The sequence below is a fragment of the Mesorhizobium sp. WSM4311 genome, assembly GCF_002295115.1.
Taxonomy (GTDB): Bacteria; Pseudomonadota; Alphaproteobacteria; order Rhizobiales; family Rhizobiaceae; genus Mesorhizobium.
In genome coordinates, this window is the sequence record NZ_NSFV01000001.1 from 656901 (window position 1) to 673674 (window position 16774).

Below are 16774 nucleotides of genomic sequence, written 5' to 3' on the forward strand. Positions count from 1 at the left end.
TTCGTCGGCATTGTTCATAGTCGTCTATCAGCTAATGCGTTGACCCGAGCCAATGTAGGTGCCGGATTGACCATCGCCCGTGAAAGCAGCCGTTAACTCGACGAGTGCATCAACAACTGCCGGCGCCTCTGAGGTAGTCGTTTCCCTCGAGAAATGAGCGCAGACATACACCCCATGTGGATGGGATGGGCTCAGCCGGGCTTGTATGTTCCAAGACGGCGCTAGCAAATAGAGCGTCTTCATGAAATCGAGGAGGAACTGTTCGGTGTAGGGGCCTTGGAGGCGCTTTGCGGCAACAATTCTCTTTAAACTTCTATCGCGGTTCTCATTGTAACTCTCGCTGTCGATCACCCAGCCCTTGCCGCCGTGGGGCTGGCCGATCAATGCCTCAAGTGCTGGTATATGGGTGCCGCGCAACTTCTGCAGGTTGTTGCATCTGACGTAGATGCTCCAGACAATTTCGTAGTCGCCGGCGAAAGGCTCCTCGCTGGGCGGCAAGCCCGGCGGCAGAATTTGAGGTAGGCTGGAGCGTCCAGCCATGGACTACTCCGCCGCCTCTGCCCGCGCCGGCAAACCCAGCCATTGCCGGCAATCGCCCAGCGCGCGCGATGTGATGGCATGGCGCTTGGCAACCGTCTTGTCCTTGCCGCGCAGACGCTTGCCTTCGATCTTCACCGCTTCCACCGGCGGGAACAGGCCGAAATTGACATTCATCGGCTGGAAGGAGCGCTTGCCCGGCTCGTCGTCCGAAACGATGTGGCCGCCGGTGATGTGGTTGAGCAGCGCGCCGAAAGCCGTGGTGAGCGGCGGCAGGGACGGCGTATGGCCAAGCCGCTCGGCGGCGGCGAAGCGGCCGGCGAGCAGGCCGATCGCGGCACTTTCGACATAACCCTCGCAACCGGTGATCTGGCCGGCGAAGCGCAGGCCCGGACGCGATTTCAGCTGCAGCGAGGCGTCGAGCAAGGTCGGCGAATTGATGTAGGTGTTGCGGTGCAGGCCGCCGAGGCGGGCGAAGTCGGCGTTTTCCAGGCCCGGAATGGTGCGGAAGATGCGGACCTGTTCGGCATGCTTCAGCTTGGTCTGGAAGCCGACCATGTTGTAGAGCGTGCCCAGCGCATTGTCCTGCCTTAGCTGGACGACGGCATAGGCCTTGACCGTCGGGTTGTGCGCGTTGGTCAGGCCCATCGGCTTCATCGGCCCGTAGCGCAGCGTCTCGACGCCGCGCTCGGCCATGATCTCGATCGGCAGGCAGCCGTCGAAATAGGGCGTGCCTTCCCATTGCTTGAATTCGGTTTTCTGGCCGTCGATCAGCGCCTGGACGAAGGCGAGATACTGCTCCTTGTCCATCGGACAGTTGATGTAGTCCTTGCCGGTGCCGCCGGGGCCGACCTTGTCGTAGCGCGACTGGAACCAGCAGGTGTCCATGTCGATCGTGTCGAAATGGATGATCGGCGCGATGGCGTCGAAGAAGGCGAGCGCATCGGCGCCGGTCGCCTCGGCGATCGACTGGGCCAGCGATGGGGCGGTGAGCGGTCCCGTGGCGATGATCGCCTGGTCCCAGTCCGCCGGCGGCAGGCCGGGAACTTCCTCGCGCTGGATGGTGATCAGCGGGTGCGCCTGGAGCTTCTTCGTCACGGCCTCGGAGAAGCCGTCGCGGTCGACGGCCAGTGCGCCGCCGGCCGGCACCTGGTTGGCGTCGCCGGCGCTCATGATCAGCGAGCCGGCCAGTCGCATCTCGGCGTGCAGCAGGCCGACCGCGTTGTTCTCGGCGTCGTCGGAGCGGAAGGAATTGGAACAGACGAGTTCGGCCAGGCCATCGGTCTTGTGCGCGTCCGTGCCGCGAACCGGGCGCATTTCATGCAGCACGACGGGAACACCGGCCTGCGCGGCCTGCCATGCGGCTTCGGAACCGGCGAGACCGCCGCCGATTATGTGTATGGGATTTTTGCTCATGAGCGCCGGAATAATCGCTTGGGGCGGCGATTGCAATTGCCGTGCTTGGTGCGGGCAAACCGCAGATGGTGAACCAGGCGCCGAAAACAACAACACCCGCCGGGGGAGGAGGTCCGGCGGGTGTCGTTTTGGGGGTCGATCCTCGGGAGGAGGTGAAGATCGACCGTATTCGCCATCGCCGGGGAGGAGGTCGGCTTTGACGAAATCTCTTTCGCGTTTTGAAAAGGGGCGAAACCCTTTGGAGCAAAATTCATTTTGCTCCGGGGAAACAACGCCCGCCGCGGGAGGAGGTGCGGCGGGCGCCGTTTGGTTGGCCAACCCTCGGGAGGAGGTGAAGGTTGGACCTATTCGTCATTGCCGGGGAGGAGGTCGGCTTTGACGAAATCTCTTTTGCCATCTTTTAAAAGGGGCAAAACCCTTTGGAGCAAAATTCGTTTGCCCCGGGAACAGCGCCCGCCGCGGGAGGAGGTGCGGCGGGCGCCGTTTTGGTGGTCAACCCTCGGGAGGAGGATAAGGGCTGACCGTTCGCTGGAGGTCGGGGAGGAGGTCGACCCCAGCGAAATTCCGTTAGATCGCCCGGCGGGCGATGATCTTGATTTCGTCGCGGACGATACCGAGATCATGCAGCTGGCGGTTCGAAAGGCGACCCAGCTCGGTAACCGTCTCGCGATATACGCGCCAGTTACGATAGTTGCGGATCAGGTTCATTGTCGTTCTCTTTTCGGAAACTTGTTCGGACCATTTGCGGTCCGAAAAATTAGACCGCCTTGCGAGCGACGTAAGGAATGTCGCTGCGGCTGATGCCGAGGTCGGTCAGTTCGCGGTTGCTCAGGCGGCTCAGCTCGGACACTGTGTCCCTGTAGCGGCGCCAGTTGCGATAGTTGCGGATCAGGTTCATGGTAGTTCTCGTTTCGTCTTTCTTGCGGATCATTCCGTTTGTGTACGAACTATAAATAGGCGGGCTCATATCGATTTAAAAGCGCTATGGCTGCATGGCAGCAATGCAAATTGTGCAATGCAACATTAACGCGCCTTCATGGACCCGACACAAAGAAGCCAGAATCGGAAAGTGCCGTGACGTCAACGGTTTGGCTGGTTCGGTTAAAAAAACGACCTAGCGGGGGATGCAGGACATGGCGGGCTATTCGACACGGGTCAGATCCGACATTGTGCGGTGGCTCCAGGCAGGCCTGATCGACGCCGCGACGGCCGACGCCCTGACGCGAGACGTCGAGGCGAATACGCGCAAGTCGCTGAGCTTCGGTTCGATCCTGGCCATGATGGCGGCCCTGCTGTTCGGCGCGGCCATCCTGATCTTCGTCGCTGCCAACTGGGATGCCATTCCGCGGCTGGCGCGGGTCGCGGCGCTGTTTGCCATCATCCTTGGCTGTTATGTCGGCGGCGCGGTGCTGAAGACGCGCGACCATGCGGCGATCGGCGAAGCCCTGTGGATCGTGGCGGCGGCTGCCTTTGGCGGTTCGATCGCGCTGATCGGCCAGATGTACCATCTGTCCGGCGACGAGGCTTCCGCGCTGGTCACCTGGGGCGCCGGAACGGCGCTGGCGGCGGTCGCGCTGCGGTCGAACCCGCTGACCGTCGCTTCGGTCGGCATCGCCGACGCCTGGCTGTTCCTGAAGGGGTTCGACTATTACAGCCGCAGCGAGTTTCCGCATGCCTTCGTCGTCATGGCCATCGTGCTGTTTGCCGTCTCGTTCTGGACCCGCAGCCAGGCCGCGCGGCATCTGATCATCCTGTCGCTGCTCTTCTATCTCGTGCTGTTGGCCGGGAATCACGCGACGCTGCCGGTGGCGATCCCTCTGGTCATCGTCTCCGCCGTGCTCTTCGCGGCTTCTGTCTTCGCACCGGAACCTGTCGACAGGATCGTGCAACTCGGCGGCCGCTTGCCCCTGCATGCGCTGCTCGCCTTTCTTACCGGGCTGGCCATCATCCAGTTCGAACTGGCCGACGAAAGTACTTACAACAGCGGTTTCGCCATTGCCTCGGTCGTCGCGCTGGCCGGCATCGTCGCCGCCATCGTGCTGGCGGGACGGGAGAGCCGTGGCCTGCGCTGGCTTGCCTATCTCGGCTTCGCCTTCGAACTCGCCATGATCTATGTCGTGACCTTGCAGTCCATGCTCGACACGGCCGGCTTCTTCCTTGCCGCCGCGGTGCTGCTCGGCATCCTGGCGATCATCATCATTCGCGTCGAAAAACGCATGAAGGGTCCGGCAACGGGGGGAGCCACCGCATGATGATCGGAAAGAGGCTTGTTATCTCGGCGCTGGTGCTGGCGCTCGTCCAGATCGGCTTCCTGAGCTGGATCATCGCCGGCCGGGCGGCGATCCTGCGCAACGGCAAGGAAGTGCTGCTGAGGATCGAACCCGTCGATCCGCGCGATCTGCTGCGCGGCGACTACATCATCCTCGGCTACGCGATTTCGCGTATTCCGGTGAAAATGATCGCCAACATTCCCGCCGGCAAATTCTCCAGCGACGATACGTCGATCGTGGTCCGCCTGAAAAAGGGTGCTGACGGCTATTGGACGCCGACCACCGCCTGGTTCGGCAAGGCGCCGGCGCCGACCGCTGCCGACGAGGCTGATATTGCAGGCCATGTCGCCGAAGGCTGGGATCTGCGCAGCGAGGGCATGACCATCGCGCCGGACTACGGCATCGAGCGGTTCTACCTGCCGGAAGGCGAGGGGATGGCGATCCAGAGCGACATGCGGGTGCGCCCGTTCGGCATAAGGCTTGCGCTCGCCAGCGACGGCACCGCGCAGATCAAGGCATTGGTCGACGGCGACAAGACGCTATTCGAGGAACCGCTATATTAATAACGATGGATGCCGGTTATCGGTGCGAAGCAAGACCAGACGCCTCTAAATCAGTGTAAGGCCTTGCCGTACAAGCGTTGCGGCAGCGCGGCACCGGAATGGACTCACTTTGTATCAACTGTGGTGCCCACCGGGAGGGGCGAGTGCCACTATGCGAAATAGCTGAACAGATTTTTCGCAAGAGAGTTCACCGACTCAGGATGGAGGACTCCGCTGGTCAACTCCGGACCCTACTCGTCTCGGCGATGATTTTGAGATAGGGGCCAGTCGATATGGTGTAGCTAAAGTCTGCTACGCCTTTGTCCTGCTTGTGTGTCGAGGGGCTGCGCACGACCCAGTCATACACGCCAGAAACCATGCAGCGATCGTTTGCACAGGTGACCACAATGCTGTCAATGCGGACGTTATATATGCGTTCAGGCCATCGCCGGTAATAGTTCCTCTTGTCCTGAATGATCGAACTCAGGTTCGTCAACTTGCCATAATAGTCGACGGTGCGAGCGTAGGACGCCTGAACTTGAGCAAGAGCGAAATCGTCGTTGTCGCCATGATGCTCGATCAGATCCTTGACGAAGGCGACCGCAGCGCTCTCCGCCTGTTGCCTTGCGTCGGGTGCAGGCACTGGCACGGGCGCAGGATCTGGCCGCGTCGACACCTGCGACGTATCCACGGGCGATTGGTTCGCTGCGACATTGGTCACACGCAACTCTGCCATTTCGCTGGCCGATAGGTATCTTATGTCATGCTTGTCATAGCTCGACGCCAATTCAATCAGCTCGGGGTCCACTCCCATCTCGACTACATAGGATGTGATTGCGGCCGTTCCGAGCTCGACACGGGCCTTGGCTTCTTCTCTGGAAATCCCGTCAGTCCATTTCAACCAAGCCCGATGAATGCCGATAGTACCTGGTTCGGCAACACGGTGGACGCCACCCAAGAAGGCCAGTGAGCAGGCTGAAGCGCACTGCAATTGGCGAACCTGAAGCGTATCCAACCCCGCCGCGCGGATCATACGCCCCAACCGAAGCGCGCTGCCGACGTTGCCGCCGGGGGAGTTGAATACGATCATCCGGGCCCCGCTGCCCGCAACCGCGTTGCTAAAGGCGTTCAGGGGTTCATTGTCTTTGAACTCTCCGGAAACAACAAGAAACGGCTGCTGCCCTGGAGACGAAACAGGCGTGTATTCTAGGGCCTCAACCTGAGATGTTGCCGCCGCTACAATCGACCCTACCGCCAGAACTAGAGACAATACACGCACAAGCTGACAGAGCCCCAACCTGCCTTCAGCCAATAAGAACCTGTCTACGAGCTATTTCAAGAGCCTTCTTTGAAAGTTGGATTTCGTGGGGGCCATTCGCCGAAAAGATTGGTGCAGATGAAGGACCCCCACGTCTTTCGGCGCCGGAACCTAAATCCAGGGCATCTACCAGTTCCGCCAAATCCGCATGCTCCGGCGACATGTGGATGCGCCACCGCGCGCCGGCCGGATCAATTGACAGCACGCTGTCGACTGATCAATCATTGCCGGACACCCCATGCGAAATGCACTGAGTTAGCCGTGTTGATGGCGTTGAGCCCAATCGGCGCGCTGGCCAGCGCGTCGTCGCCCTGGGAGATTTCGCGCGGGGCCGTGCCGTTGATGTCACGCGCCCGGCGCTGTCGCCCTGTGTGCCAGCGGCGCGGTGATCATCACTATCGATTTCAGCCGAACAAAGCAGGAGATTGTCCAGTGTCGCTCGAACTCATCAACCCCGATGATCTGCCAGTTCCAGAGATGTACACACAGGTTGTCGTCGCGACGGGATCCAAGCTGGTATTCATCTCAGGTCAGCAGCCCGAAGACATAAACGGCAAGCTGGTTGGGCATGGTGATTTTGCGGCGCAAGCGCGCCTGGCATTCGGCAATCTCGGCCGGGCGCTCAGTGCGGCAGGCGCGCGGCCCGAGCAGGTTTGCAAGATTACGATCTACATTGTCGACTACAAGCGCGACGAACATGTGCCGATCATCGAAGAAGCGCAGATTTCGCTGTTTGGAGATCACAAGCCAGCCAATGTGGTGGTCGGGGTGGCGATAATGTCCCCAGGCTACCTCATAGAGGTCGATGCGATAGCGGTCATTTGACGAGGCCATCAGAAGCTAGCTTCCGAGGAGACTCTTTGCATCTAGCGAGCTTCAGGTGGCCTGCGACCCGAAGCTCGCAGAGCGAAGGGTGGTGCGGATGAAGGGACTCGAACCCCCACGCCTTTCGGCACTGGAACCTAAATCCAGGGCGTCTACCAGTTCCGCCACATCCGCATCGCCCGGCAATCCCATGTAGCCATCATTCTGTCAATGTCGGAGACGAGATGTCAGAGACGAGATGTGGGCTAGGGCCGAAATGTTGGTTATTCGCCTAAGCGCGAAGACTGTTGAAAATTAGGCTCGCCTGTGACAAAAGGCGTGTCAAATGTGACGGGACGCGACGATCCGCTTCTACAGAATGTGATAAGAAGTAGGAAAAACAAGAACTTATTCACATTTTGGAACGCAGTTTGGGAGAGTTTGAGCCGTAATTTCGGTCAAATCGCCAGGTTCCGTACCAAAAGCCATTCCCGGCAAGAATATACCGGCAGGCTGTAAACGGCAGAGGCCGTGGCAGTCTCATTGGTGAAAACAAAGGTTTTACGATGCAGGTCACCGAAACGCTTAATTCCGGTCTCAAGCGCGAGATCAAGATCACCGTGCCGGCTGGTGACATGGAAGCCAAGCTGATGGCGAGGCTCTCGGACGCGCGCAACAAGGTTCGCATCAACGGCTTCCGGCCGGGCAAGGTGCCGGTGCAGCACCTGCGCAAGGTCTATGGCAAGTCGTTCATGGCCGAAGTGGTCAACGAGATCCTCAACGACTCCACCCGTTCGATCATTACGGGCCGCGGCGAAAAGGCCGCCATGCAGCCCGAAGTCATCATGACCGAGGACGAGAAGGAAGCCGAGAAGATCCTGGCCGGCGGGACCGACTTCGAGTTCCGCCTCAACTATGAGGTCATCCCGGCGATCGAGATCAAGGATTTCTCCGATATCAAGGTGACGCGTCAGGTGTTCGACGTACCGGAGGCCGAGATCGACGACCAGGTCAAGCGCGTTGCCGAATCGGCACGCAGCTATGAGCCGAAGACCGGCAAGGCCGCCGAAGGCGACCGCGTCAGCATCGACTATGTCGGCAAGATCGATGGTGAGGCCTTTGCCGGCGGCGCCGGCACCGACCAGCCGTTGGTGCTGGGCTCCAAGGAATTCATTCCTGGCTTCGAGGACCAGCTTATCGGCACCAAGGCCGGTGACGAAAAGCAGGTCACCGTGACCTTCCCGGAAAACTACCAGGCGGCACATCTGGCCGGCAAGGAAGCCACGTTCGACGTCACCGTCAAGGAAGTGTCGAAGCCGGGTGAGCTGGAAATCAACGACGAGACCGCCAAGAACCTTGGCTTGGAATCGCTGGAGCGCCTGCGTGAGATCGTGCGCGGCCAGATCGAGAACCAGTTCGGCTCGATGACGCGCCAGAAGGTCAAGCGCCAGCTGCTCGACCAGCTCGATGCCGCCTATTCGTTCGAGGCGCCGTCGAAGCTCATCGAGGCCGAGTTCAACAACATCTGGGCTCAGGTCACCCGCGACCTGGAGGCCGCCGGCCGCACCTTCGCCGACGAAGAGACGACCGAAGAAGAAGCCCGCGCCGAATATCAGCGTCTTGCCGAACGCCGGGTGCGTCTCGGCCTGGTGCTGGCGGAGATCGGCGAGAAGGCCGGTGTCACCGTATCGGACGAGGAATTGCAGCGTGGCCTGTTCGAGCAGGTTCGCCGCTTCCCGGCCAACCAGCAGCAGGAAGCTTTCGAGTTCTACCGCAGCAACCCCGAGGCGCTGAATGCGCTGCGCGCGCCGATGTTCGAGGAGAAGGTCGTCGACCACCTTCTCGGCCAGATCTCGGTCACCGACGTCAAGGTCAGCAAGGAAGAGCTGATGGCCGACGACGAGGACGCGGAAACCACGACCAAGGCGAAGCCCGCGAAGAAGGCCGCGGCCAAGAAGGCTGAAGCCAAGGCGAGCGAGGCCGGCGACGAGGCGGAAGAGCCGAAGAAGAAGGCCGCGCCGAAGAAAAAGGCCCCCAAGGACGCCGAATAAGTCCCGAGCTTGATGGAATCGACGAAGGCCGCCCTCGAGGCGGCCTTTTTCGTTGCGAAACTGCAACAGCCGATTCGCTTTGCGGGAAATGGCACTTGGCGATACCTGGCGTTGAGCATTATCTGCGCTGCTGTTGCAAACCGTGTGGTTCCTGGAGGGGGCGTTGAGCCTATTCTTCGAAAAGGGGCGTCCCGTCGCCCTGGCGCTCGTTCTGGCCTTCGCCTGCGATGTTGCCCAGGCCGGCGCGCTTGCCGGCGAGTGGCGCTTCGGAACGGACGATGATGGCCTTGTGACCGCTTCGCTTCATGGCACCAACAAGCTGATCACGGGTGGCGGTGCCTTGAGTTACAGCCCGGTGTTGACCATTGCCTGCCGGGCAGACGGAGAACCGCGCTGGACCGAATGGCTGCAGTTGAATGACGGGGTTTCGGCCAGCCGCAAGATCACCATGTCCGTCACTGTTGACGACGGCGGCAAGTTCGACGAGAGCTGGTCGGTCGGATCGCGCGGCCGAATGCTGGTGCGCGACGGCGCCGACGGCATCAAGCGCCTTGTTCCCGCAAGCCGGCTGTCGCTTTCATGGCGGTTCGGCTTGTTGTCAGGCCGCGGCCAGGCGGATTTCGACCTTGCGGGGCTCGAAGAGGCGGTTGAGCAGATCGCCGGAAGCTGCCGGACCGATCCGCCTTGAGCGTGGCTGGGTTCTAAACCTTCGCAATGCTTGGCTTTTTCTACCCGCCGCCTGGATTCCATGGTATGTTTGTACCGCAATTCCACTGGGGAGAGATATTCTGCCCAAGGCGCGATCGTCCGAGGCATAAATGGCGATCAGGGAGGAAATGCCATGCGCGCTATAGCGTTTTTTGCTGGGGTGTCCGTTACGATCTTCATCGCGCATCCGTCGCAGGCACAGGATGCCGCGGCTGGTGAGAAGGTCTTCACCAAATGCCAAGTCTGCCACATCGCAAACGAGGACAAGAACAAGATCGGTCCATCGCTGCACGGCGTCATCGGCCGCACGGCCGGTACTCATCCGGATTTTAAATACTCCGATGCCATGATTGCGGCCGGCAAATCCGGCGTCAAATGGGACGAGCCAACGCTGACGACCTACCTTCACGATCCCAAGGCCATGGTCAAAGGCACCAAAATGACGTTTCCCGGCCTCAAGAACGATGCGGACGTGGCCAACGTCATTGCCTATCTGAAAACCTTCTCCAAGTGACCTGGGCCCCTCGCCACCCATCGGTGGTCGTCCGAGATGTCGACTAGGGAAAGCCCCCTCAAGGATACCTCCATCCGCCTTTCGGAAGCGACGGCGGCCGATTTCTTCGCGCTTTTGAAGCCACGGGTCATGGCGCTTGCCGTATTCACCGCTTTCGTAGGCCTGATGGTGGCGCCTGGCGCGATGAATCCGGTCATCGCCGTGATCGCAATCGGTTCGATTGCGATCGGAGCAGGAGCGGCGGGGGCCCTCAACATGTGGTATGACGCAGACATCGACGCGCTGATGTCGCGCACGTCAAGACGGCCGGTTCCGTCGGGCCGCGTCGCGCCGGGCGAAGCTCTCGGCTTCGGCCTTGTGCTTTCCGCGCTTTCGGTCGTGACACTCGGCGTACTGGTAGGCTGGCTTGCCGCATCGCTGCTGGCCTTCACCATCTTCTTCTACATCGTCATCTACACGATGTGGCTGAAGCGCTCGACACCGCAGAACATCGTCATCGGCGGCGCGGCTGGTGCCCTCCCTCCTGTCATTGGCTGGGCGGCCGCAACCGGCGCCGTCGGCATCGAAAGCCTCATCCTGTTTCTGATCATCTTTCTGTGGACGCCGCCGCATTTCTGGGCGCTGGCGCTGTTCAAGGTTGGCGACTACGCCGCTGCCGGCATTCCGATGATGCCGAATGTGGCCGGCCCTGCTTCGACGCGTAGGCAAATCCTTGTCTATGCCTTGCTTCTGGCGCCGGTCGGCGTGCTGCCTTGGCTCTTCGGATACACCAGCGGCTACTACGGAATCGCCTCGGCCGCATTGGGCGTCGGTTTCATCTGGCATTCATGGAAGGTTCTGGCCGCTTCCGAAACGGAGCTGAAACCCGCCAAGGCGCTGTTTGCCTATTCGATCCTCTATCTTTTCGCGATCTTCGCCGCGCTGCTTGCCGACACCATTGCCATGCGCGCGCTGATCTCAGCCGGGATCTGAGCGCAGATCGCCATCCGCGAACCGCTCTGGCCGGCCGGCGATTGCCGTGCAGAAGACGGCGCAGTGCCGTCACGATGGCAGCGCACAGAATCCCAGCAACAGCAGAATGATTATGCCAAGGCCGACTATGAGAAGCGTCCTTGCGTCCATGACCTTCGCCTTCGACCCAGTGCATGGTCCTGAGGATCGGGATCGACTCTGCTGCGCCGCTCTCCGGTTCGCAAAGGATCCAAGTGGTCCAGCGCCTTTACGTGCCCCAAAAAGAGACATGCGGCGCAGCATGAGCATATCGAAGAAGGGTTTCCAGAGCCAGCCATGCGGCCCAACAACGGGCGACAAGTCCCTCACAAGAGAGTATATTGGTGGCGGTGCAGGTCGCGGTTTTGCGTGGCCAGTCGCGCAAACGTCAGCACCGCTAAATCGCGACCTTTCCGGACCCGGTCTGGAGGAACGGTCATGGCAAGCTTTCATGTGATAGCAGGCGCCAGCGAGACGCTGGAACATACCAAAATTCGAAAAATCTCTGTTTCCGACCTTTTTGACGCGCTCAGGCGGGGCGTCGATGATTTCATGGTCAAACCGTCGCATATCATCTTTCTCTGCCTGATCTATCCGCTCGTGGGCGTCGTGCTCGCCGCCTGGACTTCAGGCGCCAATGCCTTACCGTTGTTGTTTCCGCTGGTTTCTGGCTTTGCGCTGGTTGGCCCATTCGCGGCGATAGGCCTCTATGAAATCAGCCGTAGACGGGAAGCCGGCCTCGACACCTCCTGGAGGCACGCTTTCGAGGTCAGGAATTCTCCGGCGCTGCCGGCCATCGCGGCGGTCGGGATCATGCTGTTTGCAATCTTCATCACGTGGCTTTTGACGGCGAAGATATTCTACGAATATCTTTTCGGCCCGGCTCCGCCGGAATCGATATCCAGCTTCATCAACGCGATATTTGCCACGGGACGCGGCTGGACGCTGATCATATTGGGGCACGCCATCGGCTTTGTCTTTGCCGTGGTGGTGTTGTGCACGACGGTCGTCGCCTTCCCATTGTTGCTCGACCGCGATGTCGGTGCCTATGAAGCGATCCACACCTCGGTGCGTGCGGTCCTGGCGAACCCGATCGTGATGGCTGTCTGGGGGCTGATCGTCGCCGTCGGCCTGATCATTGGCTCGCTGCCGGTGTTCGTCGGGCTCGCCGTCGTGTTGCCGATCCTCGGCCATGCCACCTGGCATGTCTACCGCAAGGTTGTGGAGTCGCCCGCCAGACCGACGAGTTAAGGACGTTTTGCTTCACCGCACCGGCCAGAGCATTTTACCGTTTCATGGAAACGGTAAAATGCTCTATCTCTTTGTTTTAACGCAATTCCGGACGGAAAACCGATCACACTTTTCCTGGATTGCTCAGGATGCCGGTGCGGGTTTGATCGAAGCCGTCAGTAAGCCCGGTGGCTGAAGCGGGCGCGGTATGCGCCCATCGTCAAGTTGCGGAAATCCTCGCCGCTGACATGCACCAGCGTTCTGTGGTCGCCGCCTTCGAAGTAGATGTCGGCGGCATCACCAAGGCTGTCATCGACAATCACCGGCACATCGTAGGGGGCGCCGATCGGCGGAATGGCGCCGGTATCGCAATCAGCGAAGAGCGAAGTCACCTCGTCTTCGGAGGCCAGTCCGAGACGCTTGTCCATGACGTCTTGCAATGTGCCGAGCTCGATCCTGTGCGTGCTGGGAACGACGGCCAACGCATAGCCGAGCTCGTGGTGAACAACGACCGATTTGGCCACTATGCTGCCGGGTACATGCGCCGCGATGGCGGACTGTCTGCTGGTGGACGTGCGATGGTGGGCGACTGTGTCGTATGAAATTCCCTTCCTGTCGATAAAGTCCTTCAGTCTGGTAGCGATCGTCATCTTGGCCTCCCTTTGCCGGAGTTCGCGACGGGTGGGGAAACGAGGGCAGTCATTCTCCTTATGTCGTTTCCGATACTAAAATAGACCAGCTGCTGATGGTTCGAGGCGCGGCGGCAAGATCTGAATGCGGTTCGTGCCTCAGGGTCCGGCTCCGAAAAATGCCAGCCGGGTGAAAAGCGTGTAGTCGGCTTCGAAGACCATCATTGTCACGAACACCAGCACCAGTATCGGCGGCAGGATGATCGCATAGGCCAGCGCCAGCCGTTCCCAGGCCATGTGCATGAAGACAGCGACGATCAGCCCTGCCTTGAGGATCATGAAGATCAGGATCAGCGACCATCTGAGATAGCCGTGGAGGCCGAAATAGTCGACCAGGTAGGAGCAGGTGCTGAGGATGAACAGCCACGCCCAGACCACCAGATAGAGCTTGATCGGATGTTGCTGATGCACGTCGGCACGGGCGACGGCCGCCGGCGCTGCCGCATGAAGTGCGTGTTGTCCTAGGCCGTTTGCGGTTGCTTCAGCCATGTCTGCCTCTCACCAAAGATAGAAGAATGCGAAGATGAACACCCAGACCAGATCGACGAAGTGCCAGTACAACCCCATGATCTCGACATTCTCGTAGCGGCCGGTGCGGCTGGTGAAGAAGCCGCGCCGTCCGAGGTCGTAGTCTCCGCGCCAGACTTTGCGCGCCACGATGATCAGGAAGATCACACCAATCGTCACATGCGTGCCGTGGAAACCGGTGATCATGAAGAAACACGACCCGAATTGTGCGGCACCCCAGGGATTACCCCAGGGTCGCACCCCTTCAGTGATCAGCTTTGTCCATTCGAAGGCTTGCATGCCGACAAAGGTCGCGCCGAGTGCCGCGGTCAGAAGCATGAGGATGGCCGTCTTGCGGCGGTCGTGGCGATAGCCGAAGTTGACCGCCATGGCCATTGTTCCGCTGCTGGAGATCAGCACGAAGGTCATGATGGCAATAAGGATCAGCGGGATATCCGAGCCGCCGATACGAAGCGCAAAGACCTCGCTCGGATTGGGCCACGGCACCCGTGTCGAAATGCGCGCGGTCATGTAGGAGAGCAGGAAGCAGCCGAAGATGAAGGTGTCGCTGAGCAGGAATATCCACATCATGGCCTTGCCCCAGGACACGTTCTTGAACGCACGCTGATCCGAGGACCAATCGGCGGCAATGCCTCGCCAGCCTGTAGGCCGTGGCTCCGTATGGCCGATATGTGTCAGTGTCTCTGCCATCCGCTTGATCCCCTTTAGGTCAGCAACTCCCGGCAAATGTCGATGAACGTCGCGGCCCAGCCGGCCAGCAACGCGAAGATGGCAAGCCAGACGAAGAGCAGGAAATGCCAGTACATGGCGCATAGTTCCACGCCGAGGCGAAGCCGTTCCGGCCGCGCTCCAGTCCAGGCGCTCGTGGTCGTCCTGCCCAGACCCACCAGCCCTCCCAAGACGTGCAGGCCATGCATGCCGGTTATCAGGTAAAAGAAGCTGTTGGCCGGATTGGAGGCCAGGAAATAGCCGTCGGCGGTCAGCTGCCGCCATGCCATGAACTGACCGACCAGGAAGGCGAGCGCGGTGAGCCCGGCCGTGGCAAGGCCGAGCCTGACAGTGTCGATCTGACCCCTGCGCGCCGCCACCGAAGTGCATTGCAGGGCGACGCTGCTCAGGACCAGCACGCCGGTGTTGAGCCAGAGCAGTCGCGGCAGGGGCAACGGCTGCCAGTCCGACACCGCCATCCGCATGAAATAAGCACTGGTGAAGAGCGCGAACAGGCAGCCGACGACAGCAAGGAAAACGCCGAGACCTATCTTGGCTGTTGGCAGGGCCGACCGGTCGAGCCCGACAAAATCACCGGCCAGACCTTGCTCGAGCCATGGCTTCGTCATCAGCCGCTGGTGCGAAAGCCACCATCCGGCAAAACCGGCAATGACGAGCAGGAAGACCAGGATGACGCTCATGCCGGCTCCCTTGAGGGTCCGAAGGAGCCCGGCATGTTCTGCGGGATGAAGTCTTCCTTGGCACCCGGTACGCTGTAATCGTAAGCCCACCGATAGACGATCGGCAGGTCCTTGCCGAAATTGCCGTGGGCCGGCGGTGTTTGCGGCGTCTGCCATTCGAGAGTCGTGGCCCGCCACGGATTGCCGCCGGCCTCGCGGCCATGGCGGATGCTCCAGATCAGGTTGAACAGGAACACCATCTGGGCGAAGCCGACAATGAAGGCCATGACGCTGATGAAAGAGTTCAGGTGATGGGCCGACTCCGTCATGATCGTCATGTCGGTCAGTTCGGCATAGCGCCGCGGCACGCCCATCAAGCCGAGGTAGTGCATGGGGAAGAAAATCAGGTAGGCGCCGAGGAAGGTGACCCAGAAATGGAACCGGCCCAGCGTTTCGTGGAGCATCCGGCCGGTGACCTTCGGGTACCAATGGTAGATCGCGCCAAAGACCACGAGGATCGGGGCGACACCCATGACCATATGGAAATGGGCGACGACGAACATCGTGTCGGACAGCGGAACATCGACGACGACATTGCCGAGGAACAGGCCGGTCAGCCCGCCATTGACGAAGGTGACGATGAAAGCCAGGGCGAACAGCATGGGTATGGTGAGATGGATGTCGCCGCGCCACAGGGTCAGCACCCAATTATAGACCTTGATGGCGGTCGGAATGGCGATGATCAGCGTCGTGGTGGCGAAGAAGAAGCCAAAATAAGGGTGCATGCCGCTGACATACATGTGGTGCGCCCAGACCACGAAACTCAGCGCGCCAATGCCGACGATGGCCCAGACCATCATCCGGTAGCCGAAGATGTTCTTGCGTGCATGGGTGCTGATCAGGTCGGATACGATGCCGAACGCCGGCAGCGCCACGATGTAGACCTCGGGATGGCCGAAGAACCAGAACAGGTGCTGGAACAGGATCGGGCTGCCGCCATTGTGTTGCAACTGCTCGCCCATCTCGGAAATCGCCGGCATGAAGAAGCTGGTGCCGAGCACGCGGTCAAGCAGCATCATCACGCTGGCGACGAACAGCGCCGGAAAGGCGAGCAGCGCCATGACGGTCGCGGTGAAGATGCCCCAGACGGTCAGCGGCAGGCGCATCATCGTCATGCCGCGGGTGCGACCCTGCAGCACGGTCACCACATAGTTGAGGCCACCCATCGTGAAGCCGATGATGAACAGGATCAGTGAGGAGAGCATCAGGATGATGCCCCAGTCCTGGCCGCCTGGCGTCCCGCTCATGATGGCCTGCGGCGGATAGAGCGTCCAGCCGGCCCCGGTCGGTCCGCCGGGCGCAAAGAAGCTCGACACTAGGACCAGCACGGCGAGCAGGTAGATCCAGTAGCTCAGCATGTTGACATAGGGAAAGACCATGTCGCGCGCGCCGACCATCAGGGGGATCAGATAGTTGCCAAAGCCGCCGAGGAAGAGGGCGGTGAGCAGGTAGATCACCATGATCATGCCGTGCATGGTGATGAACTGGTAGTAGGCCTCCGGGGTGATGAAGTCGAACGTGCCGGGAAAGCCAAGCTGCAGTCGCATCAGCCAGGACAGCACCAGGGCGACCAAGCCGATTGCTGTTGCCGTTGCCGAATACTGGACGGCGATGACCTTGGCGTCCTGCGAGAAGACGTATTTGGTCCACCAACTGTGCGGATGGTAGAGTTCTACTTCCGCGACTTCGGCCGGCGGGATGCCATCTGCAGGGGTGATGTCGACCATAG

The 16774-nt window shown here is 60.5% G+C and carries 18 protein-coding genes and 1 tRNA gene; 8 read left to right on the forward strand and 11 right to left on the reverse strand.

What is annotated here, in order from left to right; translation table 11 throughout:
- Positions 1-27 precede the first annotated feature (27 nt).
- From CK226_RS03200 to CK226_RS03215, 4 genes are all read right to left on the reverse strand, one after another.
- A complete protein-coding gene (locus CK226_RS03200) occupies positions 28-540 on the reverse strand; it encodes a hypothetical protein (protein ID WP_095790988.1) in 513 nt (170 codons plus the stop codon).
- Positions 541-543: 3 nt separating this feature from the next.
- Positions 544-1953, reverse strand: coding sequence for a methylenetetrahydrofolate--tRNA-(uracil(54)-C(5))-methyltransferase (FADH(2)-oxidizing) TrmFO (trmFO, locus tag CK226_RS03205; RefSeq protein WP_095790989.1), 1410 nt, complete (start codon positions 1951-1953; stop codon positions 544-546).
- 567 nt (positions 1954-2520) lie between these two features.
- Positions 2521-2661, reverse strand: a complete 141-nt coding sequence (locus CK226_RS03210) for a DUF1127 domain-containing protein (protein WP_019858543.1) — start codon at positions 2659-2661, stop codon at positions 2521-2523.
- A 49-nt stretch (positions 2662-2710) separates the two neighbouring features.
- Complete coding sequence (locus tag CK226_RS03215; protein WP_013531315.1) at positions 2711-2851, reverse strand: DUF1127 domain-containing protein; 141 nt, start codon at positions 2849-2851, stop codon at positions 2711-2713.
- Positions 2852-3086: 235 nt separating this feature from the next.
- On the opposite strand from CK226_RS03215, the gene CK226_RS03220 reads away from it, so the two are divergent.
- Together CK226_RS03220 and CK226_RS03225 are read left to right on the forward strand one after the other, a co-directional pair.
- Positions 3087-4205, forward strand: a complete 1119-nt coding sequence (locus tag CK226_RS03220; RefSeq protein ID WP_095787586.1) for a DUF2157 domain-containing protein — start codon at positions 3087-3089, stop codon at positions 4203-4205.
- Positions 4202-4786, forward strand: coding sequence for a GDYXXLXY domain-containing protein (locus tag CK226_RS03225; RefSeq protein WP_095787515.1), 585 nt, complete (start codon positions 4202-4204; stop codon positions 4784-4786). The genes CK226_RS03220 and CK226_RS03225 overlap by 4 nt, the downstream gene beginning before the upstream one ends.
- Positions 4787-5003: 217 nt before the next feature.
- On the opposite strand, the gene CK226_RS03230 is transcribed toward CK226_RS03225, so the two are convergent.
- The gene (locus CK226_RS03230; protein ID WP_142887652.1) at positions 5004-6077 is read right to left on the reverse strand and encodes a hypothetical protein; all 1074 of its coding nucleotides are present in this window, start codon (positions 6075-6077) and stop codon (positions 5004-5006) included.
- A gap of 438 nt (positions 6078-6515) precedes the next feature.
- On the opposite strand from CK226_RS03230, the gene CK226_RS03235 reads away from it, so the two are divergent.
- A complete protein-coding gene (locus CK226_RS03235) occupies positions 6516-6908 on the forward strand; it encodes a RidA family protein (RefSeq protein ID WP_095787517.1) in 393 nt (130 codons plus the stop codon).
- 89 nt (positions 6909-6997) lie between these two features.
- Here the strand turns inward: CK226_RS03235 and CK226_RS03240 are convergent.
- Positions 6998-7082, reverse strand: a tRNA-Leu gene (locus CK226_RS03240).
- A gap of 371 nt (positions 7083-7453) precedes the next feature.
- Here CK226_RS03240 and tig point away from each other — a divergent pair.
- The 5 genes from tig to CK226_RS03265 all read left to right on the forward strand — a co-directional run bounded on the left by tig (position 7454) and on the right by CK226_RS03265 (position 12401).
- Positions 7454-8938 carry a trigger factor gene (gene tig, locus CK226_RS03245; protein ID WP_095790991.1) on the forward strand — a complete coding sequence of 495 codons (1485 nt, stop codon included), beginning with the start codon at positions 7454-7456 and terminating at the stop codon, positions 8936-8938.
- A 163-nt stretch (positions 8939-9101) separates the two neighbouring features.
- On the forward strand, positions 9102-9626 hold the full coding sequence (locus CK226_RS03250) for a hypothetical protein (RefSeq protein ID WP_095787519.1): 525 nt from the start codon (positions 9102-9104) through the stop codon (positions 9624-9626).
- Between the two features lie 153 nt (positions 9627-9779).
- The gene (locus CK226_RS03255; RefSeq protein ID WP_027046909.1) at positions 9780-10160 is read left to right on the forward strand and encodes a cytochrome c family protein; all 381 of its coding nucleotides are present in this window, start codon (positions 9780-9782) and stop codon (positions 10158-10160) included.
- A gap of 36 nt (positions 10161-10196) precedes the next feature.
- Positions 10197-11132, forward strand: a complete 936-nt coding sequence (locus tag CK226_RS03260; RefSeq protein WP_095790992.1) for a heme o synthase — start codon at positions 10197-10199, stop codon at positions 11130-11132.
- A gap of 456 nt (positions 11133-11588) precedes the next feature.
- Complete coding sequence (locus CK226_RS03265; RefSeq protein ID WP_095772839.1) at positions 11589-12401, forward strand: DUF2189 domain-containing protein; 813 nt, start codon at positions 11589-11591, stop codon at positions 12399-12401.
- 155 nt (positions 12402-12556) lie between these two features.
- Here the strand turns inward: CK226_RS03265 and CK226_RS03270 are convergent, their stop codons facing one another.
- From CK226_RS03270 to ctaD, 5 genes are all read right to left on the reverse strand, one after another.
- The gene (locus tag CK226_RS03270; RefSeq protein ID WP_095772838.1) at positions 12557-13030 is read right to left on the reverse strand and encodes an aminoacyl-tRNA deacylase; all 474 of its coding nucleotides are present in this window, start codon (positions 13028-13030) and stop codon (positions 12557-12559) included.
- Between the two features lie 138 nt (positions 13031-13168).
- The gene (locus CK226_RS03275) at positions 13169-13558 is read right to left on the reverse strand and encodes a cytochrome C oxidase subunit IV family protein (RefSeq protein WP_095772837.1); all 390 of its coding nucleotides are present in this window, start codon (positions 13556-13558) and stop codon (positions 13169-13171) included.
- A 9-nt stretch (positions 13559-13567) separates the two neighbouring features.
- Positions 13568-14287 (reverse strand): heme-copper oxidase subunit III family protein, encoded by a 720-nt coding sequence (locus tag CK226_RS03280; RefSeq protein ID WP_095772836.1) that lies wholly within the window; start codon positions 14285-14287, stop codon positions 13568-13570.
- Between the two features lie 14 nt (positions 14288-14301).
- A complete protein-coding gene (locus CK226_RS03285; protein ID WP_095772835.1) occupies positions 14302-15006 on the reverse strand; it encodes a cytochrome c oxidase subunit 3 in 705 nt (234 codons plus the stop codon).
- Complete coding sequence (gene ctaD / locus CK226_RS03290; RefSeq protein WP_095772834.1) at positions 15003-16772, reverse strand: cytochrome c oxidase subunit I; 1770 nt, start codon at positions 16770-16772, stop codon at positions 15003-15005. The genes CK226_RS03285 and ctaD overlap by 4 nt, the downstream gene beginning before the upstream one ends.
- Between the last annotated feature and the right edge of the window lie 2 nt (positions 16773-16774).

Bases quoted from the DNA above. Each gene is read 5' to 3' on its own strand.
- CK226_RS03200 (WP_095790988.1), bottom strand. From the start codon at position 540: ATGGCTGGACGCTCCAGCCTACCTCAAATTCTGCCGCCGGGCTTGCCG.
- trmFO (WP_095790989.1), bottom strand. From the start codon at position 1,953: ATGAGCAAAAATCCCATACACATAATCGGCGGCGGTCTCGCCGGTTCC.
- CK226_RS03210 (WP_019858543.1), bottom strand. From the start codon at position 2,661: ATGAACCTGATCCGCAACTATCGTAACTGGCGCGTATATCGCGAGACG.
- CK226_RS03215 (WP_013531315.1), bottom strand. From the start codon at position 2,851: ATGAACCTGATCCGCAACTATCGCAACTGGCGCCGCTACAGGGACACA.
- CK226_RS03220 (WP_095787586.1), top strand. From the start codon at position 3,087: ATGGCGGGCTATTCGACACGGGTCAGATCCGACATTGTGCGGTGGCTC.
- CK226_RS03225 (WP_095787515.1), top strand. From the start codon at position 4,202: ATGATGATCGGAAAGAGGCTTGTTATCTCGGCGCTGGTGCTGGCGCTC.
- tig (WP_095790991.1), top strand. From the start codon at position 7,454: ATGCAGGTCACCGAAACGCTTAATTCCGGTCTCAAGCGCGAGATCAAG.
- CK226_RS03255 (WP_027046909.1), top strand. From the start codon at position 9,780: ATGCGCGCTATAGCGTTTTTTGCTGGGGTGTCCGTTACGATCTTCATC.
- CK226_RS03260 (WP_095790992.1), top strand. From the start codon at position 10,197: ATGTCGACTAGGGAAAGCCCCCTCAAGGATACCTCCATCCGCCTTTCG.
- CK226_RS03265 (WP_095772839.1), top strand. From the start codon at position 11,589: ATGGCAAGCTTTCATGTGATAGCAGGCGCCAGCGAGACGCTGGAACAT.
- CK226_RS03270 (WP_095772838.1), bottom strand. From the start codon at position 13,030: ATGACGATCGCTACCAGACTGAAGGACTTTATCGACAGGAAGGGAATT.
- CK226_RS03275 (WP_095772837.1), bottom strand. From the start codon at position 13,558: ATGGCTGAAGCAACCGCAAACGGCCTAGGACAACACGCACTTCATGCG.
- CK226_RS03280 (WP_095772836.1), bottom strand. From the start codon at position 14,287: ATGGCAGAGACACTGACACATATCGGCCATACGGAGCCACGGCCTACA.
- CK226_RS03285 (WP_095772835.1), bottom strand. From the start codon at position 15,006: ATGAGCGTCATCCTGGTCTTCCTGCTCGTCATTGCCGGTTTTGCCGGA.
- ctaD (WP_095772834.1), bottom strand. From the start codon at position 16,772: ATGGTCGACATCACCCCTGCAGATGGCATCCCGCCGGCCGAAGTCGCG.